Annotated in this window: 15 protein-coding genes and 1 tRNA gene; 8 read left to right on the forward strand and 8 right to left on the reverse strand. The window is 58.7% G+C overall.

The genetic code is table 11. The features are described 5' to 3' along the window. Positions 1-36: 36 nt before the first annotated feature. The 5 genes from Q1K31_RS10450 to Q1K31_RS10470 form a co-directional block, all read right to left on the reverse strand. Entirely contained in the window at positions 37-1410 is a 1374-nt protein-coding gene (locus tag Q1K31_RS10450) for an NAD-dependent succinate-semialdehyde dehydrogenase (RefSeq protein ID WP_300379197.1), read from the reverse strand. A 24-nt stretch (positions 1411-1434) separates the two neighbouring features. Continuing rightward, positions 1435-2679: an ectoine hydrolase gene (doeA, locus tag Q1K31_RS10455; RefSeq protein ID WP_300379198.1), complete on the reverse strand. Its 1245-nt coding sequence runs from the start codon at positions 2677-2679 to the stop codon at positions 1435-1437. Further along, positions 2676-3899 carry an aspartate aminotransferase family protein gene (locus Q1K31_RS10460; RefSeq protein WP_300379199.1) on the reverse strand — a complete coding sequence of 408 codons (1224 nt, stop codon included), beginning with the start codon at positions 3897-3899 and terminating at the stop codon, positions 2676-2678. Before Q1K31_RS10460 ends, doeA begins: the two co-directional genes overlap by 4 nt. Positions 3900-3932: 33 nt before the next feature. Then, positions 3933-5150 carry a N(2)-acetyl-L-2,4-diaminobutanoate deacetylase DoeB2 gene (gene doeB2 / locus Q1K31_RS10465; protein WP_300379200.1) on the reverse strand — a complete coding sequence of 406 codons (1218 nt, stop codon included), beginning with the start codon at positions 5148-5150 and terminating at the stop codon, positions 3933-3935. 142 nt (positions 5151-5292) lie between these two features. Further along, positions 5293-5478 (reverse strand): NepR family anti-sigma factor, encoded by a 186-nt coding sequence (locus Q1K31_RS10470; RefSeq protein ID WP_300379201.1) that lies wholly within the window; start codon positions 5476-5478, stop codon positions 5293-5295. A gap of 282 nt (positions 5479-5760) precedes the next feature. Here Q1K31_RS10470 and Q1K31_RS10475 point away from each other — a divergent pair, with 282 nt between their 5' ends. After that, a complete protein-coding gene (locus tag Q1K31_RS10475) occupies positions 5761-6135 on the forward strand; it encodes a TetR/AcrR family transcriptional regulator (RefSeq protein WP_300379202.1) in 375 nt (124 codons plus the stop codon). A gap of 1 nt (position 6136) precedes the next feature. Beyond that, on the forward strand, positions 6137-6382 hold the full coding sequence (locus tag Q1K31_RS10480; RefSeq protein ID WP_300379203.1) for a hypothetical protein: 246 nt from the start codon (positions 6137-6139) through the stop codon (positions 6380-6382). Positions 6383-6401: 19 nt separating this feature from the next. Here Q1K31_RS10480 and Q1K31_RS10485 read toward each other — a convergent pair whose 3' ends face one another. Then, positions 6402-7016, reverse strand: coding sequence for an exopolysaccharide biosynthesis protein (locus Q1K31_RS10485; protein WP_300379204.1), 615 nt, complete (start codon positions 7014-7016; stop codon positions 6402-6404). Positions 7017-7078: 62 nt separating this feature from the next. Beyond that, positions 7079-7705: a TetR/AcrR family transcriptional regulator gene (locus Q1K31_RS10490; protein WP_300379205.1), complete on the reverse strand. Its 627-nt coding sequence runs from the start codon at positions 7703-7705 to the stop codon at positions 7079-7081. 299 nt (positions 7706-8004) lie between these two features. Between Q1K31_RS10490 and Q1K31_RS10495 the strand changes: the two genes are divergently transcribed. From Q1K31_RS10495 to Q1K31_RS10520, 6 genes are all read left to right on the forward strand, one after another. Then, positions 8005-9240 (forward strand): efflux RND transporter periplasmic adaptor subunit, encoded by a 1236-nt coding sequence (locus Q1K31_RS10495; RefSeq protein WP_300379206.1) that lies wholly within the window; start codon positions 8005-8007, stop codon positions 9238-9240. Positions 9241-9253: 13 nt separating this feature from the next. Then, positions 9254-12400, forward strand: coding sequence for an efflux RND transporter permease subunit (locus tag Q1K31_RS10500; protein ID WP_300379207.1), 3147 nt, complete (start codon positions 9254-9256; stop codon positions 12398-12400). Then, the gene (locus Q1K31_RS10505) at positions 12397-13824 is read left to right on the forward strand and encodes an efflux transporter outer membrane subunit (protein ID WP_300379208.1); all 1428 of its coding nucleotides are present in this window, start codon (positions 12397-12399) and stop codon (positions 13822-13824) included. Before Q1K31_RS10500 ends, Q1K31_RS10505 begins: the two co-directional genes overlap by 4 nt. A 69-nt stretch (positions 13825-13893) precedes the next feature. Beyond that, entirely contained in the window at positions 13894-15402 is a 1509-nt protein-coding gene (locus tag Q1K31_RS10510) for an NAD(P)/FAD-dependent oxidoreductase (protein WP_300379209.1), read from the forward strand. A gap of 75 nt (positions 15403-15477) precedes the next feature. Next, positions 15478-15554 (forward strand) — tRNA-His (locus Q1K31_RS10515). 245 nt (positions 15555-15799) lie between these two features. Continuing rightward, on the forward strand, positions 15800-16990 hold the full coding sequence (locus Q1K31_RS10520) for an OmpA family protein (RefSeq protein WP_300379210.1): 1191 nt from the start codon (positions 15800-15802) through the stop codon (positions 16988-16990). A 192-nt stretch (positions 16991-17182) separates the two neighbouring features. Here Q1K31_RS10520 and Q1K31_RS10525 read toward each other — a convergent pair whose 3' ends face one another. Beyond that, on the reverse strand, positions 17183-19357 hold the full coding sequence (locus Q1K31_RS10525) for a S9 family peptidase (protein ID WP_367187578.1): 2175 nt from the start codon (positions 19355-19357) through the stop codon (positions 17183-17185). Positions 19358-19450 lie beyond the last annotated feature (93 nt).

Consider the following 19450-nt stretch of genomic DNA (forward strand, 5'->3'; position numbering starts at 1 on the left):
TTTCCCGTTCGTGGTGATGAGCTGTAAGGACCAGGTTCAGCCGTCCTTTACAGGGCCAATCCAGACTTGCTGGGCGTTCACGAATTCCATGATGCCATGCGGGCCGAGCTCGCGGCCAAGGCCGGATGTCTTGATGCCACCGGATGGCAGGCGCGGGTCAGTTTTGACAATACCATTGACGCTGACCTGCCCGGCTTCGATGCGGGATGTCATCTCCTCACCACGCTCCCTGCTCGTCCAGACGGCAGCGGCCAGACCGTATTCGGTATCGTTTGCCATTTCGAGCGCGTGGGCTTCATCCTTTGCCCGAATGAGGACGCCAACAGGGCCGAACGTTTCTTCGACGAAAGCAGTCATGCCGGGTTTGACGTCACCAAGCAGGGTGACGGGATAGAAGAAGCCGTCTCCTTCCGGTGTCTCCCCGCCAAGCAGGCACTTGCCACCTTCCGAGATAGTCGATTTCACCTGCCGCGCGACTTCGGCCCGCAGGTCCTGCCGGGCGAGGGGGCCGACATCGGTTTCATCCAGCGCGGGATTGCCGACTTTCAGCGCCCCGAGCTTTTCTGTCATAAGCCCGGCCATCCGGTCATAGACGCTGTCTTCCACGATGATGCGCTTGGCTGCAATGCAGGACTGGCCGGCATTGATGATACGGGATGTCTTGATGGTTTCGGCTGCCGTCTCAAGGTCGGCATCGGCTAGCACGATAGCCGGGTCCGACCCGCCAAGCTCCAGCACGACGGGTTTTATCTCGGAGCCTGCAATCTCTGCGACTTTGGCACCACCGCGTGCAGAGCCAGTGAACGAGATGCCACGCACACGCTTATCCCTCATGACAGCTTCAACGCGCGGCGTCTCGAGCATCAGGGCCTGGAAAAGCCCTTCCGGTGCGCCGACGTCGCGGAAGCATTTTTCAATGGCGAGCGCGCAACCCGGGACGTGTGGATCATGCTTGAGGAGGGCCGAGTTGCCAGCCATCAGTGCCGGGGCACAGAAGCGGAAGGCCAGCCAGAAGGGCGCGTTCCATGGAAGGATGCCAAGGACCGGGCCGATCGGCAGGTGCTGGACATAGGACAGGGTTGCGTCCGACTCGAGGACCTGCCGGGTGAGGTACCCCTCTGCATGATCGGCATAGTGTTCGGCGCACCAGGCGGCCTTGTTCACCTCGCCGCGGGCTTCCTTGATGGGTTTGCCCATTTCCTCTGTCATCAGCGGGGCCAGCGTCTCGACATTGTCGCGCATGTATTTCGCCACGGCCCGCAGGAGTTCAGCGCGTTCGGCAAACGTTTTGCCCTTCCAGTCATGATAGGCGGACTGGGACGCGGCGAGTTTGGTTTCGACGCCTTCATCGGTGTCCTGCGCAACTTCGCGCACGGTTTCACCAGTCGCCGGATTGACGGCTGTCAGCATTTCAGGGCCTCCAGTGTGTTTCGCTCAGCTGCGGGCAGCCTGCCCGTTAGTGGATTTTGATTTTGGCGTGTCACCGGATGTTTGGGCAGTTGCCGTCTTCTGGCGGGATTTCAGCGTGAACTTCTCATCCAGAGAGAAGAAGCTCTCGCAGCCATCCTCGGTGACGTAGATCGTGTCGGAGATGCCGACCGTCTTGTCTCCATCGACGCCCCAGACCCATGGGATGATATGGAAGGTCATGCCTTCCTTCAGGATCTGCGGGTCCCCCTGCATCAGGGAGAGAATATAGCCCTCGTCCCAGCTCGGCGGGAAAGCGATGCCGATAGAATAGCCAGACCGTGTAATCAGCGCACCGCCATGTCGCCCGTCCGTGATGATGTCGCGGACGATCTTGTCGGCATCCGATACCGTAAGGCCCGGCTGGATATATTTCTTCAGCTCCCGCAGGGCTTTCTGCATCTGGCGCTGGGCGCTTTCCATGGAAGGGGTGAGCCGGTCCTTGAGAACGACGGTGCGCATCATTGCAGTGTGATAGCGGCGGTAACAGCCGCCGACTTCCATGAAGACGTGCTCGCCGTCCTGTACGGTGCGGCCTTCCCATGTGGCGTGGCCGATCATGGTGCGCGGGCCAGACGTGACATACGGCATGACAGCAGGCGGTTCGCCGCCAGCGCGGAACATCGCCCCGGATATGGCGGCGCCGATCTCGTTTTCGGTGACACCGGCTTTCACCGCCTCGATCCCGGCAGCCATTCCGGCCTCGGTGGCTTTCGCGGCCTTCTTCATCACCTCTATCTCGGCCTTGGACTTGATCATCCGGCCTTCCTCGACAATGCCGAAACAGTCCAGCAGACGGCCTTCAGTATAGGCGGAGTGAATGCGGTCCTGCTGGTAGGCGGGCAAGAAGTAGGAGTTCCGCTCGTAGCCGACTGTGCACTTATAGAGGCCGAATTCGCGCAGCGCCTCGATGAGCCGCTGGATGGCGTCGCCATTATCGGCATAGGGCCGTGTCTTCTCGACCCAGGTGCGGGCATGGACGTTAGACTCCTCCATGTTCCGCGTGACCATGAAGCAGTCACCCTCCATGGGCACGACGAGAGCCTGGAAGAAGGAATAGCCGGTGGTCTGATAGTCGGTCAGGTACATGATGTTCTCGGGGTCCGAGATCACCACGGCATCCAGCTTGCGCTCCTTCATGCGTTCGCGCAGGCCCTCGATCCGTCGCACGTATTCCTCGTGCGGGAACGTCATGTCATCGCGCTGTCTCATGCCGGCTCCATCACGGTCTTAATGGCCTTCTCCAGAATATCGAGACCTTCCTTGAGGTCTGCATCCGTGATGGTGAGCGGCGGGATCAGCTTGCCGACCCGTCCGTCCGTGCCGCAGGCGCCAAGCAGAAGCCCGTTGTCGAAGCATTCGCGGACAATCTTCTTGTTGGCAGCAGGGTCATGGGTGTCGAGGCCCCAGAGCATGCCGCGGCCACGGATTTCCATGCCGGACGGCGTCATTGCCTTGAGGCGCTCATGCATGACCTCGCCCTTGCGGCGGACGTCGTTCATGAAGTCATCGCCCTTGAAATAGTCCATGGCGACCTTGCCCGCGACGAAGGAGATGCCCTGGCCGCGGAAAGTGCCGGTGTGCTCACTGGGCGACCAGTGCTTGTCATGCTCGGGTTTGTTGAGGTTCATGGCAATCGGGGTGCCATACCCGCCAAGCCCCTTGGCAAGGGTGATGATGTCGGGATCGAGGTCCATGCCGTCAAAGCTGAAATACGAGCCTGTGCGTCCACACCCGGCCTGGATGTCGTCAATGATGAAGAGCGCCCCGCGATCACGCGCGAACTGGCGGATCTCTTTCAGCCATTTCTCGTCGGCGACATTGACGCCGCCTTCAGCCTGAATTGGTTCGACCAGGATGGCGGCGGGTTCTTCATAGCCAGAGGAGCTGTCATTGTAGGTCTCTTCCATGCCCTCAAGCGGGTGTCCGAAGGGCAGGCGCTCGACATTGTTGAGCTCAACGCCGGCAGCGTTGCGGTAATAGGCGTTGGCCGTGGCTGCCAGAGAGCCGAGCGTCATGCCATGGAAGCCATTTGTGAAGGCGATAACCTGACGGCGCCCAGTCACCTTGCGGGCGAGCTTCAGGGCCGCTTCGACCGCATTCGTGCCGGTCGGGCCTGTGAACTGCATCCTGTAGTCCATGTTGCGTGGCTTCAGGATGGTGTCGATGAAAGCCTGCATGAATTCACGCTTGGTGGTGGTGGCCATATCGAGACTGTGAGGAATGCCATCGGCCTGCAGGAATTTGATGATGGCGTCTTTCATCTTCGCATTGTTGTGTCCGAAGTTAAGCACGCCAGCGCCACCGAAAAAGTCGATGTAGGACTTACCGGCTTCGTCGACCTGACGGGCGTTCGAGGCGGACTTGAAAACGGTCGGATAGGCGCGGCTGTATCCACGGACTTCCGATTCCCAGCGGTCGAATACTTCCATCTCTAAACTCTCCTTTGGTCGGTTGCGGCGTAATCAGTCCATCTGAAAGGTGGATGCTTGTGGCAGGGGCGCGCCTGCGAGACGCGCATAGATGCGCGTTACGATAGGCAGGAGCCGGTCATTGAAGTCATAGCGCGGGCTATGACACGGCTCGTGATGTCCAAGGCCGTCGTCGGCACCGATCAGGGCGAAGGCGCCGGGTATTTCCTTGAGGTAATATGAGAAATCTTCCGATGCCATGATGGGCACGGGAAGTTGATCGAAATGCCAGTGTTCGCCGAGGTCGGCCGCCATTGCTTCGCGCATCCGGGCGGCTTCGTCGGGATGGTTTATGGTGGCATCATAGCGCGGAAAGATTTCGACCTCTGCCTCCACGCCGTAGGCAAGCGCTGTGCGGGTTGCGATTTCCTCGATCATGTCATCAATCCGCTTGCGGTCATCTGGGTTAGCAATGCGTATGCTGCCGGCAAGTTGCGCGCTGTCTGGAATAACGGTGATCCCGCTTGGCGCCTCGATCGAGGTGACGCTTACGACGGCGGCGTTCTGTGGTGTGATGCGCCGTGAGATAATCTGCTGTAGCGCCATGGTAACCGCAGAGGCAGCAAGCACGGGGTCGCGGGTGTTTTCAGGCTGGCTGGCATGGCCGCCTGAGCCCTGAAGCGTAATGCGGAACGTGCCATTTCCGGCCATGACGGCACCATTGGGACAGACCGCCTTGCCAAAGGGAATGGCTGGCCAGTTGTGCCAACCGAAAATCGCCTCAATTCTTTCAAGTGCGCCATTTTCGATCATTTTCCTGGCGCCATGGCCGCCTTCTTCAGCAGGCTGGAAAAGCAAAGTGACCGGGCCGGGGAGATCGGCTTCATGGGCCTTGAGCCACGCCGCGGCAGACATCAGCGTTGCCGTATGACCGTCATGCCCACACGCATGCATGCAGCCCTCACGCGTGGAGCTCCAGTCATGCCCTGTCGCTTCATTGATCGGTAGCGCATCCATGTCTCCGCGCAGGCCAATATGCCTGCCCGGAGCGCCTTGAGCGAGACGGGCCACAGTGCCTGTGCCAGCACATGCTTCCCACGGGATATGCAGGGCATCAAGCGAGGCGCGGATCGTCGCGGCCGTATTCTCTTCCTGCCAGGTAAGTTCGGGGTGGCGGTGCAGCCCCCGGCGAAAGTTCCGGGAGGCATCCTGAATGGCATTCCAGTTGTCTCTGGCACCGAGCGCTGAGGCTTTGAAGGTCAGGTCTTCCATGAAGCGAGCCTATCCGTAGAGGAAGGGACTTCAACCCGGAAAATGATGCCGTCTTGAAATTATCGCAAATTTTCGAAGACGGCCCTTTCAAGTATAAACAAATATTATTTAGGTAAACTAAGTTTATTGTTGAAAGAGGGGCTCAGGCGCGCGAGCTTTTCCGCTTGTCAGCCGTTTCAAGCAGCTCCATGAAATCGTCCGGGACCGAGTAGGTTGTCACACGGTCATAGGTCCTTTTCAGGCCGGAAGACATTGCCTTCCTGAAGGCACGACGGGCTTGTCGGCTTTCCGGTGTGGTGATATCTTGCTGTGTGTCTCTATTGGTCATGTTTGCTATCTCGTGTTCAATAGACAAACTGTTCGCCTGCCTATCTGTTCCGAAATGATGTGTGCAGCACAGTTAAAGTAACTAATAATATCGTTAATTTTCTGAATACATGGCCTATGGTCTCGGGCGTGGCCGGTTTGGTGCTGATGCGTATGAGCGGGCAGGTGACGGGGCGAATCTGTCTTGGCTGAATGACCCTGCCACGGGCCCGTGGCAGGGCTGTGTAGCGGATTGATTGACCTGACAGTCCAAAATCAGGAAAGTCCCGGAAGGGAGGCACGAATGACGACAAAGTACCCGTTGCGGACAAAGCGGAAAGCCGAGACGCGCAAGAAGATCGTGGGCGCGGCCCAGGAAATCTTCTATCGCAAGGGGTATGACGACACTACGCTCGAAGAGATTGCCGAAGCCGCTGGTGTCCACGTGCAGACGCTCTACCGCCATTTCGCCAACAAGCAGGAGCTTGCAAGCTCCGGTGATACTAGCTGGCTGGAGCGGTTCCGCGAGAGCATCAACGACCGTGACCGGTCAGGGAATACGTTCGAGTTCTGGCGCAACTGGCTGCGCTTTTCTCTGGGACGGCTGACAAGCGACGGCGGCGAACCTTATCGCCGGTATATCACAAGTGCGTCATGCCAATCCGCCTATCCTGGGTGAGATGTCAAAAATCAGGGCGCAATATGAAGACCTGCTCTGTCTCTCCCTGGCCGAGGATTTCGGCATGTCTCCTGAAGGGGCGGGCAAGCCGCGTCTTGTGGCTGGTATGCTTCTCGCCGGATCAAGTTATGTGTTGCGCCGCTTCGAGACCGAGCAGATCGACCTGGTCGAAGAAGCTGTGGCTGTCGTTGATGATGTCGAGGCCATGTTCGCAGATAGCATGAAGCTCCAGCGCGCGGCTGAATAACAACAGGCGCCCTTGGGGGCTATCCTCCGAAAAAGCCAGAAATCTGTGACCAGGGTGTGAAAGCTATCGTGACATAGATGGTGGCTGCAGAGGCGGCATATCCAAACAGCATGAGTATCCCGTCCCGCGCCACGAAAGCCAGGCCAAACAGTGTGATGGCGGCGCCGGGGATTGCGACGGCGAATGGTACGAATTCCAGCGGTATCATCGTCAAGGCGAGCAGGGTGACAATGATCGCAGCAAAATAGATCGAGATCTTGCCGGTCAGCAGGTCTATGCGCTCCGAAACAAGCCGGTCAAACCGCCTGAGCCACGGCCTGGCGCGTTTCTCTGCAGCTTTCAGCTGCTTCTTGGAGATGGAGCGTTTTTCGATGAAGCGCGGAACCCAGATATGGTCAGCGCCAAGGATGATCTGCGCACTGAACAAGATGATCAGGATGCCCACAATGGCAGGCAGGCCCGGTATGGCTCCGATGGGTGGCAGGACGACGATCAGGCCAAGCAAAGCGACGACAGGGCCGAAGGAGCGGTCGCCGAAAAGCTCGAGTATGTCGCCGAAAGTTATGTCCTCGCCGTCTGTTTCCTCAAGTGCCCGTTCGAGCACATTTTCAAGCGGGTCATCGCGGGAAACCATAACGCGCCTTTTCCTCCTTGCACCGGTTTGCTCAGAGGATAGCGCTCATCATGGAATAAAGTTCACTCGCTTTTGCGTTTGTCGTCCTTGTCGCACGGTTCAAGAGCCAGGTGCATGACCTGCTTGATAAGCGGGATGAGGGTGTGGCGGTCGAGTTCGGGGTGGCGGATGATGCGGGAGGCCAGGCCGCCGAACAGGGAGAGAAGAAGCTCGGTTCGTGCTTCTGCATCCGGCAGGTTCAGCTTGTCCTTAAGCATGGACCTGAAGAGCTCGCGCACTTCTTCGTCATGCTGGCGCATGATGCAGGCAATCTGCGGATTGCGCTGGCTTTCAGCGAGAATTTCAAGATTGAGAACAGACTGAAAAGCATCGGCCTTGCTGTCGACCATCTCGTCGACACGTTCGGTCATCACGTGCACAAGTTCGTCTCTCGGCACTTCTTCAAACTCGGCAAAACGTTCAGCCGCGAGCTCGGATTCACGATCGACAATCGCAGCGATGATCGCTTCCTTGTTTTCGAAGTAGTGATAGATATGGCCAACGCTCATGCTGGCGCGCTTGGCGATCTTTGCCATACCGGCACCGTGAAAGCCAAACTCGACAAAGCAGTCGGCTGCGGCATTCAGCACCTGGTCGATGCGTGCTGCACGGCGTTTGTCCATACCGGATGGGTGAGAAGTATCAGACACTATTTTCTGTTTCTGCCTCTGTGTATGCTGCGTCGCAACAATAGATCGAACATTCATTCTATTTGCACATAATTGTGATTAATTCAACGTGCGACAAGCAGGATAGCCTTTCGTAACAGGCGATCTGGCTTGCTCTTGCGATGGAGGAAGTGGTGAGCGTACGTGATATATTATCAGGATGTCTCTTGACTAAATGCGCCGCAGCAATAGATAGAACGTTCATTCTAACGTTACGATAAGTGCTAAATCATATATATAAAGACAGACAGCACGCTGCGCGCCGAAGAGAAGGACGAAAAATGGCCGCTCCGCTTTCCTCCCCCCGCACCCGCCGACCGGGCCGGGTTGCCATTTCTGCAATTATTGCAGGCACGCTTGTGCTCACCGCCTGTGGTTCAGGCGAGAGCGGTGAGGCGTCCTCCCAGCAACAGGCGCCGCAACAGCAGGCTGCCAAGGTAGATGTGATGACTGCCCAGCCTGAAACGGTAGGCAGTGTCCGCTCCCTGCCAGCGCGGGCAACGCCTTTCGCCGAAGCCGAAATCCGCCCGCAGGTTTCGGGCCTGATCGAGAAGCGTCTCTTCACCGAAGGCCAGCAGGTTGAGGCTGGAGAGGCGCTCTACCAGATTGAGGCATCGGAGTATTCCGCAGCCGTCGAAAGCGCACGCGCTTCGCTGGCCCGTGCCCAGGCGACAGCAGAGACCACCAATGAGACGGCCAAACGCTTCAAGCGTCTCGCGGAAATCAATGCCGTCAGTCAGCAGGCCTATGATGAGGCTGTGGCAGCTGCCAAGCAGGCCGAGGCCGATGTCGGCATACAGCGTGCAGCGCTCGACCGGGCCCGGATTGATCTTGCCCGGACGAAGGTGCGGGCCCCGATCGACGGACAGATCGGGCGATCGAACTTTACGCAGGGTGCGCTGGTGACCGCCAGCCAGGCCCAGCCACTGGCGCGCGTTGTCCAGCTCGATCCGATCTATATCGACATGACAGCCGCGAGTTCCGAGGTGCTCAACTGGCGCCAGGATATCGCCGCAGGCAGGATCCAGACGACGGGCGATGAATCGGCTGTGCCGGTTACCGTCCGTTTTGAGAATGGCAGTGAATATCCGCTTCGTGGCAATCTCGAATTCAGTGAAGTCAGTGTGGACCAGGAGGCGGGGACCGTCATTGTGCGGGCCCAGGTGCCAAACCCGGACGGGATCATCCTGCCGGGGATGTTCCTCAAAGCCGAATTTTCGGCCGGGACATTGAATGATGTCTACCTCGTGCCGCAACGCGCAGTTCAGCGCACACCGAAAGGCGAGCCCTACGCGCTGGTCGTCACAGAGGAGGGCACGGCCAGCCAGGCCATGCTCGAGATTGAAGGCGCACGTGGCGCGGACTGGATGGTGACAGGCGGGCTTGAGCCTGGCCAGAAGGTCATCACTTCCGGCTTCCAGAACGTCAGAAGCGGTGCTCCAGTGGATGTCTCTTCGTCAGCACCGTCGAACATGACGGCGATGAACAGCGAAGATACGCCTGCAACGCCGGAATAACGGACACGCTCACATGGCTAATTTCTTTATCGACAGGCCGGTTTTCGCCTGGGTGATCGCGATTGTAATCATGGTTGCGGGCGTGATGTCGCTGCGCGCGCTGCCGATTGCCCAGTATCCGGACATTGCACCGACAACAATTTCGGTAAGCGCCAATTATCCCGGTGCCTCGGCCAAGGCTGTCGAGGACTCGGTGACCCAGGTTATCGAACAGCAGATGACGGGGCTCGACGGGCTTGATTACATATCCGCTACATCAAGCTCTGCCGGTACCAGCCAGATCACGCTGACCTTCAAGACCGGGACGGACCCGGACATCGCGCAGGTTCAGGTCCAGAACAAACTGTCACTAGCGACGCCGCTCCTTCCGGAGCCGGTCCAGCGACAGGGTGTCGTCGTCAACAAGGCGAGCGACAACTTCCTGCTGATCGCGTCGCTCTATTCTCCGGATGGCAGCTATGACCAGACCGATCTGGGCGACTATATCCGCAGCAATCTCTACGATCCAGTCAGTCGCGTGGATGGCGTCGGGCAGGTTCAGCAGTTCGGTTCGCAATACTCGATGCGGGTCTGGCTCGACCCTGACAAGCTCTCCCAGTTCAACATGGTTGCGGCCGACGTCGTCTCGGCAATCCGCGCGCAGAACACCCAGGTGTCCGCAGGCGCGCTCGGCGGGTCCCCATCCGTCGAGGGACAGGAGATCAATGCGACCATCACGCTTCAGTCCCTGCTGTCGACGCCTGACGAATTCCGAGAGCTGCTGATCAAGACCACGCAGGAGGGCGGCTCGGTCCGTCTGGAGGATGTGGCGCGTGTTGAGATTGGTGCGGAGGATTACTCCTTTGTTTCACGCTTCAATGGCTACCCGGCGTCCGGCTTTGGCCTGTCCCTCGCCACAGGAGCCAATGCGCTGGAGACATCCGAGGCCGTGAAAGAGCGGGTGCGTGAACTGGCCGAGGACTTCCCCGAAGGCATTGAATATGCGTTCCCGGTGGACCAGACGCCATTTATCGAGACGTCCATCCATGAGGTCCAGAAGACCCTGATGGAAGCCGTGGTGCTGGTTTTCCTCGTGATCCTTGTCTTCCTACAGAGCTTCCGCGCCTCTTTCATTCCCATGATTGCCGTCCCGGTCGTGCTGCTGGGCACGCTGGTTGTGCTCCTGACGCTCGGTTTCTCGATCAACACGCTGACCATGTTCGCAATGGTTCTGGCTATCGGCCTGCTTGTCGATGACGCGATTGTCGTGGTGGAAAATGTCGAACGCGTGATGGAGGAAGACGGGCTCGGCCCGCGCGAGGCAACGCGGAAATCGATGGGTCAGATCACCGGCGCCCTTGTCGGGATTGCAACAGTGCTGTCCGCAGTCTTTGTGCCGATGGCGTTTTTCCCCGGCTCGGCCGGTCTCATCTACCGGCAGTTCTCTGTCACCATCGTTTCAGCCATGGTACTTTCTGTAGTGGTCGCTGTGATCCTGTCGCCGGCGCTTTGTGCGACGCTCCTGAAAAAGCCGAAGGAGGCGCATGAGAAGTCAGATGGCTGGGCTGGAAAGCCTGCCGCTTTCTTCAATCGCAATTTTGACCGGCTGCGCGGTGGTTATGAGGTTGTTGTCGACCGCATCATACGCAGACGCTGGATATTCATGGGCGTCTTCGCCGTCATCGTGGCGCTTGTTGGGCTCGGTTTCACACGGCTGCCCAGTTCCTTCCTCCCGCAGGAAGACCAGGGGTCGTTCGTGACGCTCGTGCAGTTGCCGGCCGGCTCAAGCCTCGAGCGCACGGCCGGGGTGATGGAGAACATCCAGGGTCATTACAGCGAGACATATGGCGATAATCTGAAAGGCCTTTTCACGCTCTCGGGCTTCAGCTTTGCAGGGCAGGGGCAGAATAATGGTATCGCCTTTGCTGCGCTTGAAGACTGGTCGCAGCGCACAGGGCCCGGTGAAAGCGCCAGTGAGATCGCGAATGCGGCAACTGGCCACTATCAGGGTTTCTCAGAAGCGCAGATCTTCGCCATCGTGCCCCCGCCGATCCCGCAGCTTGGTAATTCGTCCGGCTTTAACATGTATCTTCAGGATTCCGGCGGCGAAGGCCATGATGGCCTGATGCAGGCACAAGGACAATTGCTGGGGACGGCGAACCAGCAGCCCGTTCTGGCAGGTGTGCGCCCGAACGGCCAGTCCGACAGCCCGCAATTCAATGTCGATATCGACTACCAGAAGGCCCAGGCGCTTGGTGTCGATGTCAGCAGTGTGACCAACCTTCTATCGGTCGCGTTTGGCGGGGCCTATGTGAATGACTTCCTCGACCGGGGGCGCATCAAGCGGGTCTATGTGCAGGGCGAGGCAGAAGGCAGAATGCAGCCTGACGATCTGGGTGACTGGCGTGTGCGCAATGCCAATGGCGGGATGACCCCGATCGAGGAAATCGTCTCCGCCGACTGGACTTACGGCTCGCCGCAATTGCAGCGCTACAATGGCCTGCCTGCGGTCAACATCCAGGGTAATCCTGCACCGGGTGTGAGTTCTGGCGTTGCGATGGACCGTATGGAGCAGCTGGTCGAGGAGCTGCCGGGCGGTTTCGAGATGGAGTGGACGGGCATTAGTGCGCAGGAGCGTGAGGCCGGCAATCAGGCCATGCTTCTTTATATCCTGTCCTTCCTTTTCGTCTTCCTGTGCCTGGCCGCGCTTTATGAAAGCTGGGTCGTGCCGGTGGCCGTTCTCATGGTGGCCCCGTTCGGGGTGGCGGGGGCTGTGCTTGCCGCACACCTGCGCGGGCTCGACAATGACATCTTCTTCCAGGTTGCCCTTCTGACGACGGTTGGTCTGGCATCGAAGAATGCCATCCTGATTGTCGAGTTTACACGGAATCTGGAAAAACAGGGTGTCGAACTCTTCAAGGCGGTCAAGGAAGCGATCCGTCAGCGTTTCCGCCCGATCATGATGACGAGTTTCGCCTTCGGCTTCGGTGTCCTGCCGCTGGCGCTGAGCACAGGGGCCGGTGCAGCAGGTCGTGTTGCGATCGGCACTGCGGTTGTCGGCGGGTTGATCACGGCTGTTGCGTTTGGCTTGTTCTTCGCCCCACTGTTCTATGTCGTGGTGCGCAAACTGACCGGCGGGCGTCCGCTCGCCCAATCTGAGACTTCGGAGGCACGAGCATGAGCCGCTCCATACTAAAGATGACCGCTGCGACCGGAGCGCTCGTGCTCCTGTCTGGCTGCATGACGATTGACGAACCTTATGAGCGGCCAGCTGCGCCGATACCCGAAGCCCTGCCGGTAACGGATGCCAGCGGAGAGGCTGTCGCGCCGATTGTCTGGCAGGATGTGTTCACCGATCCGAAACTGCGCGAACTCATCAACCTTTCACTTCAGGAGAACCGCGACCTGCGGATCGCTGCGGCCAATGTGCGGCTTGCGCGTGCCCAGTACGGCATATCGCGGGCCCAGCGTCTGCCCACCGTGACGGCCTCTGGCTCTGTGACCGAGGGTGGAACGGTTGATAGTGGCTCGACTACTGGAGGCGGCAGTTTCGGGGATTCCGCCAGGGCCAGCCTTGGCGTGACCGCCTATGAACTCGACCTGTTCGGCCGTGTCGCCAATCTCAACGAATCCGCCCTGCAATCCTACTTCGCCACGGAAGAGGGTGAGCGCGCAGCGAAGATCTCGATTGCGGCGACCGTGGGGGAGCTCTGGCTCCAGCTTGCAGCCGACAAGGCATTGCTGGCGCTGGCTGAAGATACTGTCGAGTCGCAATCGGAGTCGCTCACCCTTACCCGGGAGCTTTTCGACGCGGGCGTATCCACAGAGCTCGACGTACGCAGGGCATCGGCGAGTGTGGAGACCGCGCGCGCCCAGGCCGCCCAGTTTGCGGCCCGGATCGACCAGGACCTGAACGCACTTCGGCTCGTTGTTGGAACTGATCTGCCGGGCGGCGTCTATGAAGCAGCTGACCTGGAGCCGGCGCCGGTCGTCACAGATGTGCCGGTCAGCCAGTCTTCACTTGTCCTGCTCAAGCGCCCGGATGTCCAGCAGGCTGAACGCCAGCTCATGGCCGCGAATGCCGATGTTGCCGTGGCGCGTGCGAATTTCTTCCCAGTGATCTCGCTGACAGGGCAGGTGGGCTATGCCAGTAGCGATCTCGGGGACCTGTTCGATGGAACGGCGGGGTGGAGCTTCGGGCCATCCATATCATTGCCTATCTTTGACGCCGGGCAGCGTCAGTCCAGCCTAGATGCTTCGCTGGCCCAGCGTCAGATTGCGGTGGCGAACTATGAACAGGCGATCCAGTTCGCGTTCCGTGACACGGCCGATGCACTGGCCATATCCCGTACGATCGACGAGCGTGTCTCGGCGCTGGACCGTCTGGTGGAGGATACATCGAAGACGCTGGAACTTTCCCAGGAGCGTTTCCAGGTCGGTGTGGACGACTATCTCTCTGTGCTGGATTCCCAGCGTCTATATTACGACGCCCGTCAGCAGCTTATCCAGGCCGAACTGGACAGCCGGCTCAATATCATTGCCCTCTACAGGGCGCTGGGGGCATGGCCGGATAGCCTGGCTGGGGCATCAGCAAGCAATAGCTGAGCCGATATCCAGAAAGTTGACGCGAGTGTCATCTAGACAGGCCTGCTGTTTGGGTGTTCACTCGCGTTCATGACCCAGACCCATTTCGATGTAATCATTGTCGGTGCCGGACTTTCCGGTATCGGTGCAGCCTATCATTTGCAGGAAAAGTGCCCGGGCAAGTCCTACACGATCCTTGAGGGCCGCGATGCGATTGGGGGAACATGGGACCTGTTCCGTTATCCCGGCATCCGCTCGGACAGCGACATGCATACGCTCGGTTACATCTTCAAGCCGTGGAAGGAACGCAAGGCGATTGCTGACGGTCCATCCATCCTGAAATATGTCCGGGAAACAGCCGAAGAGAACGGTATCGACCAGCATATTCGCTACAACCACCTGGTTGAGCAGGCAGACTGGAATTCTGAGACCGCGATGTGGGCCCTGACGACAAGGGACGCGACGACAGGCGAGTTACGGCATCTCAGCTGCAACTTCCTTTATATGTGTTCGGGCTACTATTCCTATAAGGGCGGTTACCGGCCGGACTTTCCGGGCGAGGAAAACTTCGAGGGCCAAATCGTGCATCCGCAGCACTGGCCGGAAGACCTTGATTACAAGGACCGGAACGTCGTGGTCATCGGTTCGGGCGCGACATCGGTCACGCTCGTTCCGGAAATGGCGAAAAAGGCAAAGCACGTCACCATGCTTCAGCGTTCGCCAACGTATATTGTCTCCCGTCCAGCTGAAGACAGTTTTGCCAATGGCCTCAGGAAGTGGCTGCCGGAGAAGTGGGCCTATGGCATCACGCGCTGGCGCAACATCCTTTTCCAGATGTTCTTCTTCAGCAAGTCGCGCAAGGATCCTGACAAGGTGAAGGGGAAGATCATCGACATGGCGAAGGACGAACTCGGTCCCGGCCATGATGTCGATAGACACTTCACGCCGAGCTATAATCCATGGGACCAGCGTCTGTGCCTGGTTCCGGATGGAGACCTGTTCCAGTCTCTCAAGGATGGAACATCCTCGATCGTCACTGATCATATCGAGCGTTTCACGAAAACCGGTATAGAGCTCAAATCCGGGGAATCACTGGACGCGGATATCGTGGTGAGCGCAACGGGTCTGGAACTCGTGTTTCTTGGCGGGGTCGAGTTGACCCTAGACGGGCGGCCAGTCGATGTTTCGACATTACACGGCTATCGTGGCGTGATGTTCGAGGATCTGCCGAATCTGGTTTCGACTTTTGGCTACACGAATGCCTCCTGGACATTGAAGGCGGACCTGACGGCGGACTTTGTCACGAAACTGCTGAAGCACATGGAGCAAGGCGGCCATGATTCGGTGGTGCCAAAAGTGGAGGCGCCACTTGCAGACGAACCGTGGCTGGATTTCTCTTCCGGGTATGTGAAGCGGGCCATGGACCGTTTTCCCAAACAGGGAGACCGCACGCCCTGGCGCCTGCATCAGAATTATATCAAGGACATATTCCTGCTGCGCCACGCGAAGTTTGATGACGGGGTTCTCGTTTTCCGTAAGGCTGAACGCCAGCCTAAAACAGTTGCTTCAAAGCCTGAAGCATCGGTTGCGGCGGAGTAGGTGCAGCATGACTGCAATGCGCGCGGCAAAAAATCTTGAACCTCATGCCCGCCCGGCGTATGTGGGCTACGAAGTGCCGCCTTAGCTCAGTTGGTTAGAGCGCTGGTTTGTGGAACCAGAGGTCCTCCGTTCAAGCCGGAGAGGCGGTACCATTAACGCTCTCTTAAAGAATGTGGCAAACTGGCAGCGTAATTCAGCTCGAAGCGTGGCAGAGAGCGTGGATTGTTGCATTTCAGCCGCGCCACCCGGAAAAAACTGGAAGTTTTGAGATTTTTCCGACAATCTCTTCTCGTCTTGGGAACAAAACTTCTATAGATGAGTAGTCACACGGAATGGTCCGTTAGTCTCTGCGGTCGGTGAGCAATAGTGCTCATGCGGCTCACAAAAGGGGATGAGTATGAAAAAAACTCTGATGTGCGCGACAGCTGCGGCCGCTCTGGCGTCGGCTGGCAATGTCGCAACGGCTCAGGACGGTTGGTACGGTCGTGCCGATCTCGGGTATACCTTCGAAGGTACACTCGACCATGATGCCGAAAAGAACTCACTTTATTCGCTGGGCGGTGACTCCGATGTCGCCGACGGTCTCGGCAACGTTCAAGTTGGCCTCGGTTATGGCTTCGACAACGGCTTCCGTCTTGAATCAACCTTCGGTTATCGCGGCGGCAGCCTCGACCCGGACGGCGTAATCAATGGCGGCATGCCGCCGAATACCGCTGACCGGTTCTACGATCAGGGCGCTGACGGCAAGATCAACATGTATGATCTGATGTTCAACGGCCTGTACGATTTCAACGTTGATGGCCCGGTTCAGCCCTATATCGGTGCTGGTATCGGTCTTGCGCAAATGCGCGCTGAAGCCTTCAGCCTGCGTTATCTGAACACCAATACCGGTGACACGTTCACCGCAAACGGTTTCAGTGACCAGGACACAAGCCTTGCCTATCAGGCTCTGGCTGGCATCGGCTATGACATCACCGAGCAGCTCAAACTCGACGTTGGCTATAAGTTCTTCGTTGCAGACGAGTTCGACTTCGACGGTCGTGACGAGTTCGCTAACCCGGTGGCTTATGAAGGTCAGTACCAGGATCACACCGTAACGGTTGGTCTGCGGTATCAGTTCGCGGCTCCACCGCCGCCGCCTCCGCCGCCACCGCCGCCGCCGCCACCACCGCCGCCGCCGCCACCACCGCCGCCTCCGCCTCCGCCGCCGCCGCCTCCGCCGGCTCCGGATTGCTCGACGGTCAACCAGGCGTTCGTGGTTTACTTCGAGTGGGATCAGTCCGATCTGACCAGCCAGGCTTCGGCTGTGATCGATCAGGCGGTTGCAAACATTCGTGAGCGTGAAGACTGCGCACCGGGCTCCGTGACCATTGTTGGCCACACTGACACCTCGGGTGCCAAGTCCTACAACGCCCGTCTGTCGCAGCGTCGTGCGTCCACTGTTGCGAATGCGCTTACCTCACGTGGTATCGCTTCCAGCATGATCACGACCGAAGGCCGCGGTGAGAACGATCTCGCCAAGGCAACCCGCGATGGTGTTCGCGAGCCTCTGAACCGTCGTTCGGAAGTTACGATCATCGTCCGCTAAGCGGCAGATCAGATAGATTTGGAGATGGCCCGGCCTTTGTGCCGGGCCATTTTCGTTTGACTGGATATTCCGGAAGCAGCACTTTGCCTGCTGCAGGATGCCCAAAAAAAAGCCCCGCCTCTTATCCGGGCGGGGCTTTGTCTGTGCGCTGAACCGCGGTGTTCAGCCTATTCTATACGTTGCGTCTACGAGTTACTCGCCCTGTGATGGGGAGCGGGAAAGATCCAGCGTTTCAACCTTGCCAGCCGCGGCCAGAGCAAATGCATACTCAATGGCGGTCTCTTTCAGGCCTTCAAAGCGGCCGGTGGATCCGCCATGTCCGGCATCCATGTTGATACGCAGGAAATACGGGCCAGCGTTCGGGGCCTCGTGGCGCAGCCTGGCCGCCCACTTGGAGGGCTCCCAATAGGTCACGCGCGGATCCGAAAGTCCGCCGGTAATAAGCATGGCCGGGTAGTCGCGTTCGGCCACCTGGTCATAAGGGCTGTAGGCGAGGATGGTGTCGTAATCTTCGCCGGAAGTGATCGGATTGCCCCATTCAGGCCACTCGGGCGGTGTGAGCGGCAGGCTTTCGTCCGACATGGTGTTGAGTACGTCGACGAAGGGAACCGCGGCGATAATGCCGCCAAAGAGGCCCGGGTCCATGTTGGCCGCAGCCCCCATGAGCAGACCGCCTGCTGATCCGCCATGGCCGATCACGCGGCCTTCAGCGCTATACCCATTCTCCACGAGATAGCGTCCGGCGGAAATGTAGTCCTTGAACGTGTTGGTCTTCTTCTCGAGCTTGCCATCAAGATACCATTGATAGCCTTTCGCCTGGGAGCCGCGGATATGGGCGATCGCATAGATAAAACCGCGATCGACAAGGGACAGGCGGGTGGTCGAGAAACTGGCCGGAATGGTGTTGCCGTAGGAGCCATAGCCATAAAGCAGCATTGGCGCCGAACCATCGACAGGTGTATCAGCCCGGCGCAGGACAGTGACCGGGATCTGCTCATCGTCCCAGGCCGGGGCCTGGATGCGCTCGACAACATAGTCTTCCGGGTTGTGCCCAGACGGCACTTCACGTGTCTTGCGCAAGGTCCGCTCGCGGGTCGCCATGTCGTAGTCGTAGACCTGGTCCGGCCGGGCCGGGGAGGCGTACTCATAGCGCATGACGCTGGAATTGTACTCGCCATCGCCAAGGCCGAGGGCGTAAGCCTGTTCGTCCATCTCAATGGCGTGCTCTTCTCCAGTGTCCCGCTCACGGATGACGATACGGGGAAGCGCATTGGCCCGTTCAAGTCTGACGAGGTGGTCGCGGTACGGGTCGAGCCCGAGGACCAGTGTTCCGGGGCGGTGAGGAATAACTTCTTCCCAGTTGTCCCGGCCGGGTGCGTCTATCGGCGCCTTCATGACCTTGAAATCAACCGCGCCATCTGAGTTGGTCAGGATGTAAAACGCATCGTTCCAGTGAACGATGTCGTATTCTTCATCCTCCTTTCGCGGCGCGATCAGTTTCGGTTCGGGCGATTTTGCGCCCGCTGGGAAGAACCAGGTTTCACCGGATGTATGTCCACCCGTTTCGATCAGGATGTAGTCTTCCGACTCGGTCTTGCCGACACCCACGAAGAAACCCGGATCGCTTTCGCGATAGATTTCCACGTCCTCACCAGTTTCGAGATTGCGCTGGAAGACGGCTGTTGGTCGGCCCATTTCGTCGCGTTCAACCCAGTAGAGCAGGTTGGAATCGGCCCCCCATACAAAGCTTCCATACGTGCCTTCGATCGGGGTGCCTACGGCGGCACCGGTTTCGATATCACGCACGCTGACAGTGTAGTATTCGCTGCCCTGTGTATCGACGGCGGAAGCGAGTAGCTTGTGGTCAGGAGACTGTTCGAGCCCACGTATCGAGAAGTAACTTTCGTTCTCGGCTTCCTTGTCCCCATCAAACAGGACAGTTTCAGGTGCTTCCTCGGCAAAGGCCTGACTGGCGGGCTTGCGGGCATAGACCGGATACTCGCCACCCTCGCGGTAGCGGACGTAATAAGCATATGGGCCGTCCTTGGCCGGTACGGAGCTGTCATCCTCCTTGATACGTCCGCGCATTTCCTTGAGCAGGGTCTCGCGTAGCTGTCCCGTGGGGTCTTCGAGAGCGGCCTTGGTATAGGCATTCTCCGCTTCGAGGTATTCACGGATATCCTGGCGCAGGACAGACGGGTCGCGCATGACCTGCTGCCAGTTCTCATCCTTCATCCAGTGATAGGGGTCCGTGCGTGTGCGCCCGACCTGTTCGATGGTGAAGGGGTCACGCTTTGCGGCTGGTGGAACCTGTGTGTCTGGGTTGGCAGCGGCTTCGCCAGCTTTCGGTGTATCGGCATATGTCATGGAGACGGGCAGTAGCGCGGTGAGGGCGGCACTGGCAAGCAGGTGGGGCAGGCGCATGAAGAAGACATCCGTTTCGTGGAGAATGTCTGAAAG

The organism is Henriciella sp., assembly GCF_029936995.1.
In the GTDB taxonomy this organism is placed as follows: domain Bacteria; phylum Pseudomonadota; class Alphaproteobacteria; order Caulobacterales; family Hyphomonadaceae; genus Henriciella.